The sequence below is a fragment of the Dactylosporangium vinaceum genome (assembly GCF_019904175.1).
Taxonomy (GTDB): Bacteria; Actinomycetota; Actinomycetes; order Mycobacteriales; family Micromonosporaceae; genus Dactylosporangium; species Dactylosporangium vinaceum.
In genome coordinates this window covers 9524293-9541388 of record NZ_CP061913.1, presented here as the reverse complement: position 1 = coordinate 9541388, position 17096 = coordinate 9524293, and the positions used below count along the sequence as shown (strand labels likewise).

16 protein-coding genes and 1 pseudogene are annotated in these 17096 nt (G+C 71.5%); 11 read left to right on the top strand and 6 right to left on the bottom strand.

What is annotated here, in order from left to right; all coding sequences use genetic code 11:
• Window positions 1-33: 33 nt before the first annotated feature.
• A complete protein-coding gene (locus Dvina_RS42640; RefSeq protein ID WP_223096239.1) occupies window positions 34-843 on the bottom strand; it encodes a class I SAM-dependent methyltransferase in 810 nt (269 codons plus the stop codon).
• 163 nt (window positions 844-1006) lie between these two features.
• Here Dvina_RS42640 and rpsA point away from each other — a divergent pair, with 163 nt between their 5' ends.
• Window positions 1007-2611 (top strand): 30S ribosomal protein S1, encoded by a 1605-nt coding sequence (rpsA, locus tag Dvina_RS42635; RefSeq protein WP_379993060.1) that lies wholly within the window; start codon window positions 1007-1009, stop codon window positions 2609-2611.
• A gap of 849 nt (window positions 2612-3460) precedes the next feature.
• On the opposite strand, the gene uvrB is transcribed toward rpsA, so the two are convergent.
• Window positions 3461-5617 (bottom strand): excinuclease ABC subunit UvrB, encoded by a 2157-nt coding sequence (gene uvrB / locus Dvina_RS42630; protein WP_223096235.1) that lies wholly within the window; start codon window positions 5615-5617, stop codon window positions 3461-3463.
• Window positions 5618-6093: 476 nt separating this feature from the next.
• A pseudogene (gene coaE / locus Dvina_RS42625) lies at window positions 6094-6663 on the bottom strand (dephospho-CoA kinase); the annotation flags it as partial.
• Between the two features lie 249 nt (window positions 6664-6912).
• Between coaE and Dvina_RS55420 the strand changes: the two are divergent.
• Together Dvina_RS55420 and Dvina_RS42620 are read left to right on the top strand one after the other, a co-directional pair.
• On the top strand, window positions 6913-7047 hold the full coding sequence (locus Dvina_RS55420) for a hypothetical protein (protein ID WP_281428216.1): 135 nt from the start codon (window positions 6913-6915) through the stop codon (window positions 7045-7047).
• 190 nt (window positions 7048-7237) lie between these two features.
• Entirely contained in the window at window positions 7238-8119 is an 882-nt protein-coding gene (locus Dvina_RS42620; protein ID WP_223096231.1) for a hypothetical protein, read from the top strand.
• Between the two features lie 3 nt (window positions 8120-8122).
• Here Dvina_RS42620 and Dvina_RS42615 read toward each other — a convergent pair whose 3' ends face one another.
• Window positions 8123-8416, bottom strand: a complete 294-nt coding sequence (locus Dvina_RS42615) for an antibiotic biosynthesis monooxygenase family protein (protein WP_223096229.1) — start codon at window positions 8414-8416, stop codon at window positions 8123-8125.
• A gap of 16 nt (window positions 8417-8432) precedes the next feature.
• Between Dvina_RS42615 and pnuC the strand changes: the two genes are divergently transcribed.
• The 7 genes from pnuC to Dvina_RS42580 are packed head-to-tail and all read left to right on the top strand — an operon-like array spanning window position 8433 to window position 15142.
• Entirely contained in the window at window positions 8433-9062 is a 630-nt protein-coding gene (gene pnuC, locus Dvina_RS42610; protein ID WP_223096220.1) for a nicotinamide riboside transporter PnuC, read from the top strand.
• Window positions 9062-10141 (top strand): AAA family ATPase, encoded by a 1080-nt coding sequence (locus Dvina_RS42605; protein ID WP_246655683.1) that lies wholly within the window; start codon window positions 9062-9064, stop codon window positions 10139-10141. Before pnuC ends, Dvina_RS42605 begins: the two co-directional genes overlap by 1 nt.
• 11 nt (window positions 10142-10152) lie before the next feature.
• On the top strand, window positions 10153-11103 hold the full coding sequence (locus tag Dvina_RS42600) for an STM4015 family protein (protein ID WP_223096216.1): 951 nt from the start codon (window positions 10153-10155) through the stop codon (window positions 11101-11103).
• Window positions 11100-12152, top strand: coding sequence for an STM4014 family protein (locus tag Dvina_RS42595; protein ID WP_223096214.1), 1053 nt, complete (start codon window positions 11100-11102; stop codon window positions 12150-12152). Before Dvina_RS42600 ends, Dvina_RS42595 begins: the two co-directional genes overlap by 4 nt.
• The gene (locus Dvina_RS42590; RefSeq protein WP_223096212.1) at window positions 12149-12943 is read left to right on the top strand and encodes an STM4013/SEN3800 family hydrolase; all 795 of its coding nucleotides are present in this window, start codon (window positions 12149-12151) and stop codon (window positions 12941-12943) included. Before Dvina_RS42595 ends, Dvina_RS42590 begins: the two co-directional genes overlap by 4 nt.
• Window positions 12937-14259: an STM4012 family radical SAM protein gene (locus Dvina_RS42585; RefSeq protein ID WP_223096210.1), complete on the top strand. Its 1323-nt coding sequence runs from the start codon at window positions 12937-12939 to the stop codon at window positions 14257-14259. Before Dvina_RS42590 ends, Dvina_RS42585 begins: the two co-directional genes overlap by 7 nt.
• Before the next feature lie 16 nt (window positions 14260-14275).
• The gene (locus tag Dvina_RS42580; protein ID WP_223096208.1) at window positions 14276-15142 is read left to right on the top strand and encodes an STM4011 family radical SAM protein; all 867 of its coding nucleotides are present in this window, start codon (window positions 14276-14278) and stop codon (window positions 15140-15142) included.
• Here Dvina_RS42580 and Dvina_RS42575 read toward each other — a convergent pair.
• On the bottom strand, window positions 15120-15671 hold the full coding sequence (locus Dvina_RS42575; protein ID WP_246655682.1) for a TIGR03086 family metal-binding protein: 552 nt from the start codon (window positions 15669-15671) through the stop codon (window positions 15120-15122). The genes Dvina_RS42580 and Dvina_RS42575 overlap by 23 nt on opposite strands.
• A 37-nt stretch (window positions 15672-15708) precedes the next feature.
• Between Dvina_RS42575 and Dvina_RS42570 the strand changes: the two genes are divergently transcribed.
• The gene (locus Dvina_RS42570) at window positions 15709-16044 is read left to right on the top strand and encodes a hypothetical protein (RefSeq protein WP_223096204.1); all 336 of its coding nucleotides are present in this window, start codon (window positions 15709-15711) and stop codon (window positions 16042-16044) included.
• Between the two features lie 67 nt (window positions 16045-16111).
• Here Dvina_RS42570 and Dvina_RS42565 read toward each other — a convergent pair whose 3' ends face one another.
• Window positions 16112-17017 (bottom strand): lytic transglycosylase domain-containing protein, encoded by a 906-nt coding sequence (locus Dvina_RS42565; RefSeq protein WP_246656659.1) that lies wholly within the window; start codon window positions 17015-17017, stop codon window positions 16112-16114.
• Between the last annotated feature and the right edge of the window lie 79 nt (window positions 17018-17096).

Genomic DNA, 17096 nt, shown 5'->3' with positions numbered 1-17096 from the left:
GGACATTTCACGATATTGGTGGTGCTGGTGGTCTTAGGACGGTTTCGTGCTTACGAAGATTGCGGTGCCGGGGAAGATCTTGCCGCGTAACGGGCTCCATTGGCCCCAGGTCTGGTCGTGGGTTTTCGGCCATTCGGGTTCAATCAGGTCCTTCAGGACGAAGCCGGCGTCCACCAGTTCGCGGATTCGGTCGCCCAGGGTGCGGTGCTGCTCGACGTAGGTGGGGACGCTCTGCTCGTCCTGCTCCACGTACGCCCTCCGGTCGAAGTACGAGTGCACTGCCACCAGGCCGCCCTCGCCCGGGTCGTCAAGGAATACCCAGCGCATCGGGTGGGTGATGGAGAACGCCCAGCGGCCGCCGGGGCGCAGGACGCGGTACACCTCGCGCATCACCCGGGCGGAGTCGGCCACGAAAGGAATGGCGCCGAAGGCTGTGCAGACGATGTCGAAGGCGCCGTCGGCGAACGGCAGCGCGCTCGCGTCGGCCTGCAGGAGGGGGATCTGTACACCCGATCGGGTGGCTCCGGCCTGGGCGTGGCGGAGCATGCCGGCCGAGAGGTCGGCGGCCACGACTGTCGCGCCCTGAGTTTTGAGCCAGCGGGAGCAGGAGGCGGCGCCGCAGCCGATCTCCAGGACGCGGCGGCCGCGGACGTCGCCGAGCAGGTGGGCATCGGCTTCGCGCAGGCCTTCGGGGCACCAGACGAAGTCGGCGTCGCCCAGGAAGGAACCGTGTTCCGCCTGGTAGTCGTCGGCGTCGGCGTCCCACCACCGCCGGCTTGCCCGGCGGCTCTCGGCGGGGCTCACGGCGCGTCGTGTGACGCCTGCGTCAGGTGACGATTCCATGGGGAGCAACGGTAGGCCCGCGAAAGTCGGCAGATCGGGTCTGGGGGAGGGTTGGACCATGTGGTATGGCGCAGGGTAGGCTGATCGGTGCACTCGTGGGTTTGTGCGGCCTCGGCATGGAGCAGGCTCACGGTCGCCGAACACATCCTGAGCATCCAATGCACTGATCCTGCACTGCGACAGGCGGGTTGTGCCCGACGACGGGTCCGCGGGAGCGCGCAGGTTTCACCAGGCCAATCCACCGACCGGAGCAACAGCCCACATGACGAGCAGCATCGAGGCCACCTCGAGCGCCAGCAGCAGCAACAAGGTCACCGTCGACGACATCGGCACCGAAGAGGCGTTCCTCGCCGCCATCGACGAGACCATCAAGTACTTCAACGACGGCGACATCGTCGAAGGCACCGTCGTCAAGGTCGATCGGGACGAGGTCCTGCTCGACATCGGCTACAAGACCGAGGGTGTCATTCCCTCGCGCGAGCTGTCGATCAAGCATGATGTCGACCCTGCTGAGGTCGTGTCGGTCGGTGACCACATCGAGGCCCTCGTTCTCCAGAAGGAGGACAAGGAAGGCCGTCTGATCCTGTCCAAGAAGCGCGCCCAGTACGAGCGGGCGTGGGGCACGATCGAAAAGATCAAGGAGGACGACGGCGTCGTCCGCGGCTCCGTCATCGAGGTCGTCAAGGGTGGTCTCATCCTGGACATCGGCCTGCGTGGCTTCCTGCCGGCCTCCCTGGTCGAGATGCGCCGCGTGCGCGACCTGCAGCCGTACGTCGGCCGCGAGCTCGAGGCTAAGATCATCGAGCTGGACAAGAACCGCAACAACGTGGTTCTGTCGCGCCGGGCGTACCTGGAGCAGACCCAGTCCGAGGTTCGGACCGAGTTCCTGCACAAGCTCCAGAAGGGCCAGGTCCGCAAGGGCGTCGTGTCCTCGATCGTCAACTTCGGTGCGTTCGTCGACCTCGGTGGTGTCGACGGCCTGGTCCACGTCTCCGAGCTGTCCTGGAAGCACATCGATCACCCGTCCGAGGTGGTCGAGGTCGGCCAGGAGGTGGAGGTCGAGGTCCTCGACGTCGACCTGGACCGTGAGCGCGTCTCCCTGTCGCTGAAGGCGACCCAGGAAGACCCGTGGCGTCAGTTCGCCCGGACCCACGCGATCCAGCAGATCGTGCCGGGTAAGGTCACCAAGCTCGTCCCGTTCGGTGCGTTCGTCCGCGTCGACGACGGCATCGAGGGCCTGGTCCACATCTCCGAGCTGGCCGAGCGCCACGTCGAGATCCCGGAGCAGGTCGTCCAGGTCGGCTCGGACGTCATGGTCAAGGTCATCGACATCGACCTCGAGCGCCGCCGGATCTCGCTGTCGCTCAAGCAGGCCAACGAGGGCTTCGTCGAGGGCGAGGAGCACTTCGACCCGACCCTCTACGGCATGTCGGCGACCTACGACGAGCAGGGCAACTACATCTACCCGGAGGGCTTCGACCCGGAGACCGCCGAGTGGATGCCCGGCTTCGAGAAGCAGCGCGAGGCGTGGGAGCAGCAGTACGCCGAGGCCCGTCAGCGCTGGGAGGCTCACACCAAGCAGGTTGTGACCGCCCGCCAGGCCGACGCCACCGCCGAGCCGGCCGCAGCCGCCCCCCAGGGCAGCGGCGGCGCCGTCTCGTCGAGCACCCCGACCGCCACCCGCGCGCCCGAGGAGCCCGCGGGCACCCTGGCCACGGACGAGGCCCTCGCCGCTCTGCGCGAGAAGCTCGCCGGCGGCAAGAGCTGACCAGCGCCAGCTAGCCAGTAGCACTTAGCAAGACCCGAAAGGCCCCGGCCCCGCAAAGGGACCGGGGCCTTTCCGCGTACCCGGCACCCCAGCAAGCGGGCGCCGGGCCAGAGCACTCCAGAAGCCGTCAGAGCCACCAATATGCGGATAAGTCCGAAAAGTCGCGGCGCGAAGCGCCCGACTTTTCGGCACACGCGCGGTGGGGCACACGCGCGGTGGGGCACACGCGCGGTGGGGCACACGCGCGGTGGGGCACACGCGCGGTGGGGCACACGCGCGGTGGGGCACACGCGCGGTGGGGCACACGCGCGGTGGGGCACACGCGCGGTGGGGCACACGCGCGGTGGGGCACACGCGCGGTGGGGTGCGCGGGCGGTGGGGTGCGCGGGCGGTGGGGTGCGCGGGCGGTGGGGTGCGCGGGCGGTGGGGTGCGCGGGCGGTGGGGTGCGCGGGCGGTGGGGTGCGCGGGCGGTGGGGTGCGCGGGCGGTGGGGTGCGCGGGCGGTGGGGTGCGCGGGCGGTGGGGTGCGCGGGCGGTGGGGTGCGCGGCGGTGGGGTGCGCGCGAACAAGACTGGGGATTCAAGTACCCGGGGGCTCCACCAGCTACAACGTTCAGCGGTCAAGGAGGCGCCCCAGAAGGCCTGCTGGGGCGAGGCAGGGCGTCCCGAGGTTCTCCCTGCCGCGCCCACCACCAAGACATCTCCTGGCCGCAGCCAGACAAGCTCTCCGCCAGCCAGCCCGACGCCGAACCGACATCTCCAGCCGCCCCGATGGCCGAAGGCCGAGAGGAAGAGGACACATTCCCCCGCCCCCGGCCCCCGGCAGCGTCGAACCTGGTCGAAGACCGGCCTACTTCACCCCGGCGACGTCCATGGCTCGCAGCTCCTTCTTCAGCTCTGACACCTCGTCGCGGAGTCGTGCGGCCAGCTCGAACTGGAGCTCGCGGGCGGCGCCCAGCATCTGGTCGTTCAGGTCCTGGATCAGGGTGGCCAGCTCGGCTCGGGCCATGCCTGCGCGGGCCGGGACGGTGGGAGCGGCGGCGGAGCCCTTGGTGCCGCCGCCCTTCTGCTTGGCTCGGGTGTTTTCGGGGGACTTGCCGCGGCTCATCTGGCGGCCGCCGGCGATGACCACGGCGCCGCCGGGGCCGTGGCCGGAGACGGCGCCGGCTGTGTCCTCGGCCTCGCGGTAGATGTCGTCGAGGATGTCGCCGAGCTTCTTGCGCAGCGGCTGGGGGTCGATGCCGTGGGCCTTGTTGTACGCCTGCTGCTTCTCGCGGCGGCGGTTGGTCTCGTCGATCGCGAGGGCCATCGACGGGGTCATCTTGTCGGCGTACATGTGGACCTGGCCGGAGACGTTTCGGGCCGCGCGGCCGATGGTCTGGATGAGGCTCGTGCCCGAGCGCAGGAAGCCCTCCTTGTCGGCGTCGAGGATGGCGACAAGGCTCACCTCCGGCAGGTCGAGGCCCTCGCGGAGCAGGTTGATGCCGACGAGCACGTCGAACTCGCCGCGGCGCAGTTCGCGCAGGAGCTCGACGCGGCGCAGGGTGTCGACCTCCGAGTGCAGGTAGCGCACCCGGATGCCGTGCTCCAGCAGGTAGTCGGTGAGGTCCTCGGCCATCTTCTTGGTAAGCGTGGTGACCAGGACCCGCTCGTCGCGCTCGGTCCGCAGCTTGATCTCGTGCATGAGGTCGTCGATCTGGCCCTTTGTCGGCTTGAGGACCACCTCGGGGTCGATCAGGCCGGTCGGGCGGATCACCTGCTCGACGAACTCGCCCTGGGTCTTGCCCAGCTCCCACGGGCCCGGGGTCGCCGACAGGTAGACCGTCTGACCCACCCGCTCCTCGAACTCGTCGAAGCGCAGCGGCCGGTTGTCCTGCGCGCTGGGCAGCCGGAACCCGTGCTCGACGAGCGTGCGCTTCCGGGAGGCGTCGCCCTCGTACATGCCGCCGATCTGCGGCACGGTGGCGTGCGACTCGTCGATGACGGTGAGGAAGTCGTCCGGAAAGTAGTCGAGCAGGCAGTGCGGCGGGCTGCCGGCCTCGCGCCCGTCGATGTGGCGGGAGTAGTTCTCGATGCCGTTGCAGAAGCCGACCTGGCGCATCATCTCGACGTCGTAGGTGGTGCGCATCCGCAGCCGCTGGGCCTCCAGCAGCTTGCCCTCCCGGTCGAGCTCGGCCAGGCGCTCCTCGAGCTCCGCCTCGATCTGGCGGATCGCCCGCTCCATGCGCTCCGGGCCGGCCGCGTAGTGCGTCGCGGGGAAGATCAGCAGCGAGTCGGTCTGCCGGATCTCGTCGCCGGTGAGTGGATGCAGGTAGCAGAGGCGCTCGATCTCGTCGCCGAAGAACTCGACGCGGATGGCGAGCTCCTCGTAGGCCGGGATGATCTCCAGCGTGTCGCCGCGGACCCGGAAGGTGCCGCGGTTGAACGCCATGTCGTTGCGCGTGTATTGGATGTCGACAAGCCGGCGCAGGAGCTTGTCGCGGTCGATCTCCTCGCCGACCGTGACCTTTGCCGCGCGGTCGAGGTACTCCTCCGGGGTGCCCAGCCCGTAGATCGCCGAGACGGTCGCCACGACGATCACGTCGCGCCTGGTCAGCAGGCTCATGGTGGCCGAGTGCCGGAGCCGCTCGACCTCCTCGTTGACCGACGAGTCCTTCTCGATGTAGGTGTCGGTCTGCGGGATGTATGCCTCGGGCTGGTAGTAGTCGTAGTAACTGACGAAGTATTCGACCGCGTTGTTGGGCATGAGATCGCGGAACTCCTTGGCCAGCTGCGCGGCCAGGGTCTTGTTGTGGGCGAGCACAAGCGTCGGGCGCTGGAGCCGCTCCACGAGCCAGGCCGTGGTCGCGCTCTTGCCGGTGCCGGTCGCGCCGAGCAGCACCGTGTGCCGGTCGCCGCCCCTCACCCGCTTGGCGAGTGCGTCGATAGCCGCGGGCTGGTCACCAGAAGGTTTGTACTCGCTGATCACCTCGAAACGGCGATCCAAGCGTGGGATGTCGAGCGCCATGCCCCCACCGTACGCGGGGGGTATGACACTTTCCGGGTCCTCGCCCTCGGTGGTTGATCGTATTCAACCTGGCGATTGTGTGCGGAACATCACCGGCCTACTGTTGAGCCGTAGGCCGCTTGCGGCGGCCGACCGGAGAGCCGGCCCGCCCATCACGCGGGTCCTCCCGGCGCCCGGTTGCAGCCCCGACCCGTCACGGTCGGCGAGCGCACCGGAGCGGGATCGCGCTACACGCGACCCGGCCGCCGCGAGCGCCTAAAACGACAAACGCCAACAAATCAACAAACGCCAGGAACGCGACAAACGCCAGGAACGCGACAAACGCCGGCAACGCGACAGGCGCCGACAGCGCGGCAAGTGCCGACAGCGCGGCAAGTGCCGGCAACGCGGCAAGCGGCCACGACCCGAGCGCCGCCGGCCGCGCGGCAAGGGCAACGCCCGGGCCACGCCTACGCAAGCGAGGAAACCACGCGCTCCCAGGCGGACGCGACCTCGCGGTCGAGGTCGGCGGGCGTGCCGTCGTTGACGATGGCGATATCGGCCACGGCCCGCCGCTGCTCATCGGTGGCCTGCGCGTTGATCCGGGCCATGGCCTCGTCCCGCGACATCCCCCGCAGCCGCGTCAACCGGTCCAGGCGCGTCTCCAGCGAGGCGAAGACGACAAGCACCAGGGAGTACAGCCGAGACATGCCCTTTTCGACTATGAGCGGCACGTCGTTGACGACTATCGCACCGGGTGGCGCCGCCTCGACCAGCTCGGCCGTGCGCGCCCTGACCAGCGGGTGCGTGATCTCCTCCAGGCGCCGGCGCGCGTCCTCGTCGGCGAAGACGATCTTCGCGAGGGCGGGGCGGTCCAGTGCGCCGGACGGGTCGAGGACGCCCGGGCCGAACGCCTCGACGACCTGGGCCAGCCCCTGCGTGCCCGGCGCGACGACCTCGCGGGCCAGCCGGTCGGCGTCCACGATCACCGCGCCGAGCGCCGCCAGCCGCTGCGCCACCGCGCTCTTGCCGGCCCCGATGCCGCCCGTGAGCCCCACCATCTTCATGTCGCCATCACACCTGAAGGTGAATCGTCGCGCACGGCCGGGGCCGACCCGGCGTGTGCTGCACGGAATGTGTTGTTTGTCAAGATATCTTCCGACTCAAGCGAGGATCACGGGGGAGATATGACAGTGGGCCGACACAGCCTGGGCCAATCGGGACTGGCGCGCCGCGACTGGGCGGGCTTCATGCCGGAGCGTAACGGAGTGGGGCCGGAAGGTCGCCGGCCCGGGCGCCGGCCGCGCCACCGCCGCGTGCGCCGGCCCCTGGCGGCCCCGTCCGACGGCTGGGCCTTCATGGTCGCCGCGGCCGTCCTGGGCATGCTTGTGGTGAGCGGCTGGTACACGGCCGCCGGTGCGAACGCGGTCGCGCAGATGCTGGCGCGGTAGACCGGCCGTTCCGCCGTGGCGCGGGCAACGTGCGGTCAGCGATACTCTGCCGGGCAACTGCACATCTGCCAGGACCAGAAGGACGCGCTGCATGGAGCCGGGACACCCCCCACGGCAGGATCCACCGACGGAAAACGGCCAGGACCAGGTCAACGGGTCTCCACCGCGGCCCAAGAGCCGGCGCGGCTGGATGTCCGACTCGCCGCTGGACGGCGGTTCGGGCTGGCCGACGTCGGCGTACGCGATCGTGCCGCGCCAGCCCGCCCCGGCCAAGGAGGAGCCGCCGGCACCGCCGGAGCCCCCGGCCGAGCCGCCGGTCGCCGAGGAGCGGCAGGCGCCGCCGCCGGCGCAGCGTTCGCGCTCGGGGCGTATCGGACTGCTGGTCATCGGGCTGATCGTGCTCATCGTGGCGGCCGTCGGAGGGGTGCTGGCGACCCGCACGAAGACGGCGGACGACCGGACCGACGCCGCAATTGCCTCAGAACCCGCTGCATTGGTACCGAACGGCGGCGACACGCCAACCGCCGAGGCGACAGCGAACCCGAGCGGCGGCGCCAGTGGGCAGGCCGGTGGGGTCGGAGCCGGCGGCGGTACCGCGAGCACCCCCAACTCCACCGCCCCGTCCGGCAGCACCGCCGCGGCCGACCCGAGCTCCAGCGGCGCCAACGTCCCCGCCGCCCCGCCCAGCACCGCCATCCTGCGCGCGGGCACCGCCCAGTTCGTGATCCTGGCCGGCCAGCCCGACGACGCGTACGACTTCGACAACGGCATCAAGCAGGTCGCCGGGGCCGACGCCACCGCGGGCGCGATCGGCATCACGGCCGCCAACGGCGCCAAGTTCGCCGTCCTGCTCACCAACGACACCCCGTCGCTCGCCGCATGCACGGCGGTGCCGGAGGCGCGCTGGGTCAGCCAGGTCGTGGTGGGCAGCCTCGTGCCCGGGGCGAAGGTGTGCGTGCGCACCAGCGAGAACCGCTACGCCTGGTTCATCACCCGGGCCGGCGAGCTCGTCACCGGTGCGCTCTACACCACGAACCTGGACTTCATCGTCTACAAGAAGACCGGGGACTGAGCCCTACACGGCAACGTCGTTGAAGTGCTCCACGCGGGGGGCTCCGTCGAAGAACGGCCCGATGAGCCCCCGCCACTGCGCGAAGCGCTCCGTGGCCCGGAAGTTCTCCAGGTGCGCCTCGACCGAGTCCCACTCCACGAGCAGCACGAACCGCGACGCGCTCTCCACGCCCCGGGTCATGCGCACCGAGCGGCAGCCCGGCGTCGTGGCCAGCACCTCGTGGGCCTTGCGGTACGCGGCGGCGAACTCGTCCTCGCGGCCTTCCAGCACGTCGATAAGTGCAACTTCCAGAACCATCCAGCTAGGGTAGACCGTGCTTGACTGGCTGACCTCCGCGGCGTTCCACGCGTTCGGCGCCCCGACGACCTGGGCGGAGCTGCTCGGCTTCGCCAGCGGTCTGCTCTGCGTCTACCTGGTCGTGCGGCAGCACATCGCGAACTGGCCCGTCGGCATCGCCAACAACCTCCTCTTCATCGTCGCGTTCTGGCACGTCGGGCTCTACGGCGACGCCTGGCTGCAGGTCGTCTTCGTCGTGGTCGGCGCCTACGGCTGGTGGCGCTGGGCGACCGGCCGGCTGGAGCAGCGCGTCCGCCGCACCGGCCGGGCCGAGTGGCTGTGGATCGCCGTCGCGGGCGTCGTGCTGACCGTGGCGCTGTGGTGGTACCTCGACCGCCTGACCGAGTCGACAGTCCCCTGGCCCGACGCGTTCACGACGGCGGTGTCGCTGCTGGCGACCTACGGCCAGACCCGGCGCCTCGTCGAGAGCTGGTGGCTGTGGATCGCCGTCGACGTGATCTACGTTCCCCTCTACGGCTACAAGGATCTGTGGCTGACCGCGGTGCTCTACCTCGTGTTCCTGGCGCTGTGCGTGCTGGGTCTGCGGGCCTGGCGCGCCGAGCTGCGACTCGTGTCACCGGAGCGTCCCGCGTGGTCCATGGACTAGTGATCGGCAAGTTCTACCCGCCGCACGCCGGCCACCATCACCTGATCGACACGGCCGCGCGCGGCTGCGACGAGGTGACGGTGGTCGTCGCACCGTCCACTGTGGAGTCAATCCCGCTGGAGGACCGGCTCGCGTGGCTGCGCGAGGTCCACGCCGGCGCCCTGCACGTGCGGTTCGTCGGCGTCTACGACGACACGCCCGTCGACTACGGCTCCGAGGCCGCGTGGGAGGCTCACACCGCCACGTTCCGCCGGGCCGTTGGAGGGCGCCGCGTCGAGCGGGTGTACTCCTCCGAGGCGTACGGCGAGGAGCTGGCCCGTCGCTTCGGCGCCGTGCACGTCCCGGTCGATCCCGCGCGCGGCACGGTACCCGTGTCGGGCACCGCGGTTCGCGCCGATCCCGTGGCCAACTGGGCGATGCTGGCCCCGCCGGTGCGGGCCTGGTTCGTCAGGCGCGTGGTCGTCGTGGGGGCGGAGTCGACCGGCACGACCACCCTGGCCCGGGCCCTGGCCGCGCATCTTCGCCTGCGCGGCGCGGCGTTTGCCGGCACCCGCTGGGTCGAGGAGTACGGACGCACGCTCACCTCCCTGAAAATGGGGGCGCTGGCGCCGGGCCGGACCATGGCGGACCTCGTGTGGACCCGCGAGGACTTCCTCACCGTCGCCCGCGAGCAGAACGCCGCGGAGGACGCCGCGGCCCGGTCCGGCGGCCCCATTCTGGTCTGCGACACCGACAGTTTCGCGACATCGGTCTGGGAGGAGCGCTACCTCGGCAGCGCGTCGCCGGCGGTCCGCGCCGCCGCCCGCAAACCGGCGCTCTACCTGCTGACAAGTGACGAAGGCGTGCCGTTCGAGGACGACGGGATGCGCGACGGCGAGCACCTGCGGCCGTGGATGACCGGCCGGTTCCGCGCTGAGCTGCAGGCGCGGGGCGTCCCGTGGATCGAGCTGACCGGCCCGTACCGCGAGCGCCTCACGCGGGCCGTCCACGCCTGCGACGAGCTGCTCGCGGCGGGCTGGAACCTGGCGTCGCCGCTGCTCCCGGCCGATGCCGGAAAAAGTGTCGGAGGGTACTGCTAGCGTCCGGGGCCATGACGATCGGCAGCAACCTCACCACGTTCGCCGGGCTGCCCGTGCGGCGGTTCGAGCTCGCCGGGCGGAGCCGGCCGGGGCGCGCGCAGCATCAGCGGCCGCGACCGGGGGAGCGGGCCGCGTATCGGATCGGGATCGGCTACGACTCGGATGAGCAGCAGCTCGTCGACACGCTCGACGCGCTTTTCGACGCCGTGGGTGCGCACAACGTCACGGCGCTGCTGATCGGGTCCTGGGGCGAGCCGCACGACTCCGGGCCGCCGCTGGACCTGCTGATCCACAACCGGGACCGGCTGACCGGGCTGCGGGCGCTGTTCATCGGCGAGATGACGTATGAGGAGTGCGAGATCTCCTGGATCAACCAGGGGGAGTACGCACCGCTGCTGGGTGCGTTCCCAGCCCTGGAGGTGCTGCACATCCGCGGGGCCGACGGGCTGAGCCTGGCCCCGGTGCGGCATCGGCGGCTGCGGGAGCTGTGCGTGGAGAGCGGCGGGCTGCCGGCGAGCTTCATCCGCGGCTTCAACGACTCGTCGTTCCCGGCGCTGGCCGACCTGGAGCTGTGGCTGGGCACGCGGGAATACGGCGGGGACGCGGTCGTCGACGACCTCGCGCCGATCATGACCGGGTCCGAGCTGCCGGCGCTGAAACGGCTCGCGCTGCGCAACGCGGAGATCGCCGACGACCTCGCGACGGCGCTGGCCGCGGCGCCGGTGGTCGCCCGGCTGGAGAGCCTCGACCTGTCGATGGGCGCGCTGTCCGACGCCGGGGCCGAGGCGCTCCTGCTCGGCCAGCCGCTGACCCACCTGCGCACGCTCGACCTGTCCCACCACTTCATGTCCGCGGAGATGGCCGCCCGCTTCGCCGAGGAGCTGCCCACCGTCCGGGTCGACGTCTCCGATCTGCAGGACATCGACGAGGGCGGCTTCCGATACGTCTCGGTCGCGGAATGATCACCGTCGTCGGCATCCCGGGCCACCGGCGGGTGGAGCTGTTCCGCGCCGCCGTCGTGGCCGCCGGCCGGCCCGCGCCAGCGGTCGTCGGCTGGCGGGACGTGTGTGCCGGCGATTTCGAGATGCAACCCTCGGCATTGGTACGGCTGGAGTCGCCGGGCGAGGACCCCGAGGTCGACCGGCTCCTGCGCGGCGCCGACCGGCCGGCCGCGCACGGCGAGGTCGTCGGGCTCGCCGCCTGGTATGCCGGGTTCGTCGCCGCCGCCCGCCGGGTCGAGCGCGCGGCGGCCGGGCCGCTGACGACACCCGTTGACGAGCTCGCGATCATGTTCGACAAGCGCCGCTGCCATGCGCTCCTGCGCGACCGTGGCGTGCCGGTCCCGGACGGGTTCGCCGCCGGTGACTACGGGCAGGTCCGCGCGGCCGGCTGGAGCCGGGTCTTCGTCAAGCCCGCCCACGGCAGCTCGGCGTCCGGGGTGGTCGCGCTGGCCTTCGACCGGGCCCGCGTCAGCGCCTACACCTCGGCCGCCCTGGACGGCGGGCGGCTCTTCAACGAGCTGCGCGTGCACCGGTACACCGACGAGCGCACCATCGCCGCGATCGTCGACCGGCTCGGGGCGGACGGGCTGCACGTCGAGCGCTGGTTCCCGAAGGCCGGGCACGACGGGCGCGTCTTCGACCTGCGGGTCGTGGCCATCGCCGGCCGGGCCGCCCACGTCGTGGTCCGCACCGGCCGGACGCCGCTGACCAACCTGCACCTCGGCAACGCGCGCGGTGACCTGGCCGGGGTGCGGGCGGCGGCGGGGCGGGAGCGGTGGGCGGCGGCGCTGGCGACGTGCGAGCGGGCCGCGGCGTGCTTCCCGGGCAGCCTGCACGTGGGCGTCGACCTGATGTTCGCGCCGGGGTACCGCGACCACGCCGTCGCCGAGGTCAACGCCTTCGGTGACCTGCTGCCCGGCCTGCTCGTCGACGGCCGCGACACCTACGCCACCGAGGTCGAGGCGCTCGTCTCGGGCTCGTGGCGCCCGGCCGTGGGGGTGGCGGGTTGAAGGCGCTGCTGGGGACGCACGATCTGCTGTTCGTCACGCTCGACACGCTGCGCTTCGACGTCGCGGCGCAGTTGCTCGCGGGCGGGCGCACGCCCAACCTGGCGAAGGTGCTGCCGGGCGGGCAGTGGCAGCGGCGGCACACGCCGGCGTCGTTCACGTATGCGGCGCACCACGCGTTCTTCGGCGGGTTCCTGCCCACGCCGGCCGGGCCCGGCCCGCACCCGCGGCCGTTCGCGGCCCGGTTCCCCGGCAGCACCACCGTCGGCGAGGACACCTGGGAGTTCGACGCGGCGGACGTGGTGAGCGGGCTGCGGGCGGAGGGCTACCACACCATCTGCATCGGCGGCGTCGGCTTCTTCGCGATGACGTCCCCGCAGGGCAGCGTGCTGCCGGGGCTGTTCGACGAGGCCCACTGGGCCCCCGAGTTCGGCGTCACCGCGCCGGGCTGCTTCGAGGCGCAGCTGCGGCGGCTCGCGGCGGTGCAGCCGGCGGCCGGACCGCTGTTCACGTTCATCAACGTCGCGGCGCTGCACCAGCCCAACCGGCACTACCTCGACGGCGCCGCGGAGGACTCGGTGGCGTCGCACGGTGCGGCGCTGGAGTACGTCGACCGGCACATCCCCGAGCTGCTGCACCTGGCGACCGGGCGCGGGCGGCCGTGCCACGTGATCGTGTGCAGCGACCACGGCACCGCATACGGCGAGGACGGGCACGTCGGGCACCGCCTCGCCCACGAGGTCGTGTGGACGGTGCCGTATGCCGAGTGCACGCTGGAGGCCGGGGCATGGTGAATCTGGGCTCGGCGTATCAGGGGTACCTGTACGCGTACCCCCACAAGACCGCTTATCGGAAGCTCGACCCGCGACCGCGTCTCGACGCGGTGTGGGCCGGCGAGGACACGGCGAACCTGCTGCTGTACGTGCACGTGCCGTACTGCGAGATGCGCTGCGGCTTCTGCAACCTGTTCACCCGCGCGAACCCGCCGGAGCAGCAGGTCGCGGCCTACCTCGCGCAGCTGCGGCGGCAGGCCCGGCGGGTCGCGGCGGTGATTCCCGACGCGCGCTATGCGCGGGCGGCGATCGGGGGCGGCACCCCGACGTACCTCACCGCGCCCGAGCTCACCGAGCTGTTCGACCTGCTCGAGGACGCGGCGCGGGTCGATCTGCGCGGTGTGCCGCTGTCGGTCGAGACGTCGCCTTCCACCGCGACCCCCGACCGGCTGGCGGTGCTCGGCGCGCGCGGTGCGAGCCGGATCTCCATCGGCGTGCAGAGCTTCCTCGACACCGAGGCCCACGCGGCCGGGCGGCCGCAGCGCCGGGCCGAGGTGGAGCGGGCCCTCGACGCGATCCGCGCGGCCGGGGCGATGGCGCTGAACATCGACCTGATCTACGGGATCCCCGGCCAGACCCGGGCCACGTGGGACGCCTCGCTCGACGCGGCGCTGCGGTGGGCGCCGGAGGAGCTGTATTTGTACCCGCTGTACGTGCGGCCGCTGACCGGGCTCGGGCGCCGGGCCGGCGACGGGGCCGATCCGGCGTGGGATGCGCAGCGACTGGGGCTGTACCGGCACGCCGTGGCGCGGCTGGCCGCGGAGGGCTACGAGCAGCTCTCGATGCGGCAGTTCCGGCGGGCCGGCGGCTCCCCGGCGGGCGACGCTCAGGACGCGGCCGGGGAGTACTGCTGCCAGGACGACGGCATGGTCGGTCTCGGCTGCGGCGCCCGGTCCTACACGACACGCCTGCACTATTCGTTCGACTACGCGGTGAGCGTCAGGTCGGTGCGGGGCATCCTGGCCGACTATCTGGGGCGGCCGGAGCGCGACTTCGACGTGGCCGAGGTCGGGTTCGCGCTCGACGCCGGTGAGCAGCGGCGGCGGTGGCTGCTCAAGTCGCTGCTGCGGGCCGAGGGCGTGGACGCGGCGGCGTATGCGGCGCGGTTCGGCACCGCCGTCGACGACGACTTCCCGGCGCTCGATCGGCTGCGGGCGGCCGGCTATGCCGAGGGCCACCGGCTCACCGCCGAGGGCCTGGCGCACTCGGACGCGATCGGCCCGTGGCTGATCTCGACAGGCGTGCGGGCGGCGATGACCGGGCACGTGCCGCGATGAAGACTGACGTGCCGCGATGACGACCCTGCGGATCCTGTACCGGGGGCCACTGGCCAGCTGCAACTACGACTGCCCGTACTGCCCGTTCGCCAAGCGCCGGGACCCGCCGGAGCGGCTGCGGGCGGATCGGGCCGCGCTCGAGCGGTTCACGGCCTGGGTCCGCGCCGCCGACGAGCCGGTCGAGGTCCTGTTCACGCCGTGGGGGGAGGGGCTCACGCGGAGCTGGTACCGGACCGCGCTCGTCGAGCTGTCCCGCCTGGAGCACGTCGGCCGGGTGGCGATCCAGACGAACCTCGCCGCCCGCCTCGACGGGTGGCTCGGCGCCGCGGACCCCTCGAAGCTCGCGTTCTGGTGCACGTTCCACCCGGGCCAGACGACGATCGAGCGCTTCCTCGCCGCCTGCACCACCCTGAGCCGGCACGGTCTGCGCCACTCCGTCGGGATCGTCGGGCTGCCCGAGCACCACGCCGCCGCCCTGGAGCTGCGGCAACGCCTGGATCCGCAGGTGTACTGCTGGGTGAACGCCGCCGAGGGGCATACGTACTCGGCCGCGGAGGAGGCCGCCTGGACCGCTGTCGACCCGCTGTTCGGCTACAGCGTGAGGCCGCACCGCTCGCTGGGAGCGGCCTGCCGGACCGGCGCCGACGCGATCTCGGTGCTGGGCGACGGGACCGTCAGGCGCTGCCACTTCGTGCCGGAGCCGCTCGGCAACCTCTACGACGGCTCATGGCAGGCCCGGCGCGGGCCGCGGCCGTGCCCGAACGGGGTGTGCGACTGCCACATCGGGTACGTCCACCTGGAGACGCTGCCGCTCTACGACGTGTTCGCCGGCGGAATCCTGGAGCGGATCCCGCACGCGTTCAGCGCGGATCGCGGCCGATGAACGCCAGGAGCTTCGTCTGCGGGTCGGCGTCGTCGGGGACCTCGACGCGCGGGCCGTACTGGCCGCTGGTGCGCAGCAGCGCGTCCATCGGCAGCATCCCTTCCAGCATCGCCGCGCACCGCTGCCCGTCGAGCCGCTCGTCCTGCCCGGTCGCCCGGGCCAGGTCCCAGGTGTGGAGAAACACGTCGGAGGTGTAGAACATCGCGATCGCGTCGGGCAGCGGCATCGAGCCCGTGTGCGGGTTGGTGAACATCACGCCGGCCGATTCCGGGTCGTCCAGCAGCGCCTGGACCGCGGCCGCGTGCGCCTCCCACGCGCCGACCGGGTCGGTGTCGACGGACGGGCCGGCCGCGAGCGTCACGCCGGCGCCCGACCGCACGAAGTCGGTGAGCCACTCGATCAGGTGACGCACGACGTCGCGGGCCACCCACCCCGGGACCGGCGCGGGTGCTGACCAGTCGGTCGTGCCGCGCACCAGCGCGGTGAAGTGGGCGGCGGTCTCGCGGTGCTCCGTTGCGGCAGTGGCCACCGGAAACCTCCAAGGTTCAGCCGCCATACTGGTCGGCATGGGTAACTTGATCGCGTTCACGTCGCGGCGCCTGATGGAGGACGAGTCACTGGTGCCCGGTTACGTGTACCACGACCCGGAGGACGCCACGCTGCCGCCGTCCCCGGACGGGCGCCGGGCCAGCGGCTGGAACCTCCTCGTCGGCGACGAGACCGACGAGCAGCTGGCCGACGCGGGCGAGCTGCTCATGCCCGACCTCGAGTTCCTGACCGAGCGCTACCCGGAGTTCGGCAAGCTGGTCGCCGAGGGCAGTGAGGGCCGCCAGTTCGAGTGGGACGCCGACACCGGCCGCTACACCGACGTGGGCCCGTCCACGTTCCCCGAGGACTCGTGATCCGAGGCCGGCGATGGCGCGGGTTCGTCACCCGATCGCCGGCCTCCCGCACCGGGCGTGACGCCGGTCAGTAGTTGCCGGCGCGGCTGGCGGTCATGAGGGCCTTGACGTTCTGGACGTACTGCGGGTTGGGGTAGACGCCGTTCGCGTAGTCGACGCCGCCCGTGCCCCAGTTGTAGGCGGAGATGACGGCGCCCAGCAGCTTCGGGTCGGTCATGTCGTAGGTGCCGACCTTGGGGCCGAAGTACGCGATGAGCCAGGCCAGGTAGTTGGCGCCGCACATCACGTTCTGCTGGGGGACGGTGTAGTCCCAGCTTGTCGCGAACCGCTGGTTGACGAACTTCATGGTGTCGGGCATGACCTGCATCACACCCAGGCCACCGTCGCACGCCTTGATGTCGGTCTGCCAGCCGCTCTCCTGCTCGGCGACGGCGTAGAGCAGGCGGGTCGGGACCTGGATCTGCTCGTAGTCCGGATCCGTCTTGCTGCCCCAGAAGTGCTTGGCCGCGGCCGCGTCCAGGTAGCCCTTGACCGTCTCTTTCGGCAGCTGGTTGGTCCCGCGCACCGGTGTGCAGGTGTTGTGCGGCGGTGCCGGCGGGGTGACGGTTTCCGTAACCTTCGGTGAAGGTTTCTTCGTCGGCGCCTTCGTGGCCGTCTTCGACGGTGACTTCGTGGGTGTCGGCGGAGCCGAGCTGGTAGCCACCACCGCGACCGGCGCTTCGGAGGTGGCGGGCGGCGCGGAGTACGCCGAAATGGGCCTCGAACCGTCTCCGGCCTGCTCCTGGGCGGCCGGCTTGCCGCCGTCAAAACTGCCCCTGGCCAGGGCCGCGATGATCCCGCAGCCCAGGAGCACCACCGCCACGGCGGCGCTGAGCAGGATCACGCCGCCCTTGCGTCTCCGGCGCGGCGGCTCCTGGTCATATGCGTCATATGCCCCGAATTCGGCGGTGCTGTCATCGTCGTAATGGCTCATCGACACCTGTACCTCCCCGTGGCCGCCAGGCTAGCGGTAAACCATAGACGCGCGGGACCCCGAAAAAGTTTGCCCGAGG

Coding starts and splice junctions, on each gene's coding strand:
- Dvina_RS42640 (WP_223096239.1), bottom strand. CDS start 843: ATGGAATCGTCACCTGACGCAGGCGTCACACGACGCGCCGTGAGCCCC.
- uvrB (WP_223096235.1), bottom strand. CDS start 5,617: ATGGCGCTCGACATCCCACGCTTGGATCGCCGTTTCGAGGTGATCAGC.
- Dvina_RS42620 (WP_223096231.1), top strand. CDS start 7,238: ATGTCCGACTCGCCGCTGGACGGCGGTTCGGGCTGGCCGACGTCGGCG.
- Dvina_RS42615 (WP_223096229.1), bottom strand. CDS start 8,416: ATGGTTCTGGAAGTTGCACTTATCGACGTGCTGGAAGGCCGCGAGGAC.
- Dvina_RS42600 (WP_223096216.1), top strand. CDS start 10,153: ATGACGATCGGCAGCAACCTCACCACGTTCGCCGGGCTGCCCGTGCGG.
- Dvina_RS42595 (WP_223096214.1), top strand. CDS start 11,100: ATGATCACCGTCGTCGGCATCCCGGGCCACCGGCGGGTGGAGCTGTTC.
- Dvina_RS42585 (WP_223096210.1), top strand. CDS start 12,937: ATGGTGAATCTGGGCTCGGCGTATCAGGGGTACCTGTACGCGTACCCC.
- Dvina_RS42580 (WP_223096208.1), top strand. CDS start 14,276: ATGACGACCCTGCGGATCCTGTACCGGGGGCCACTGGCCAGCTGCAAC.
- Dvina_RS42570 (WP_223096204.1), top strand. CDS start 15,709: ATGGGTAACTTGATCGCGTTCACGTCGCGGCGCCTGATGGAGGACGAG.
- Dvina_RS42565 (WP_246656659.1), bottom strand. CDS start 17,017: ATGAGCCATTACGACGATGACAGCACCGCCGAATTCGGGGCATATGAC.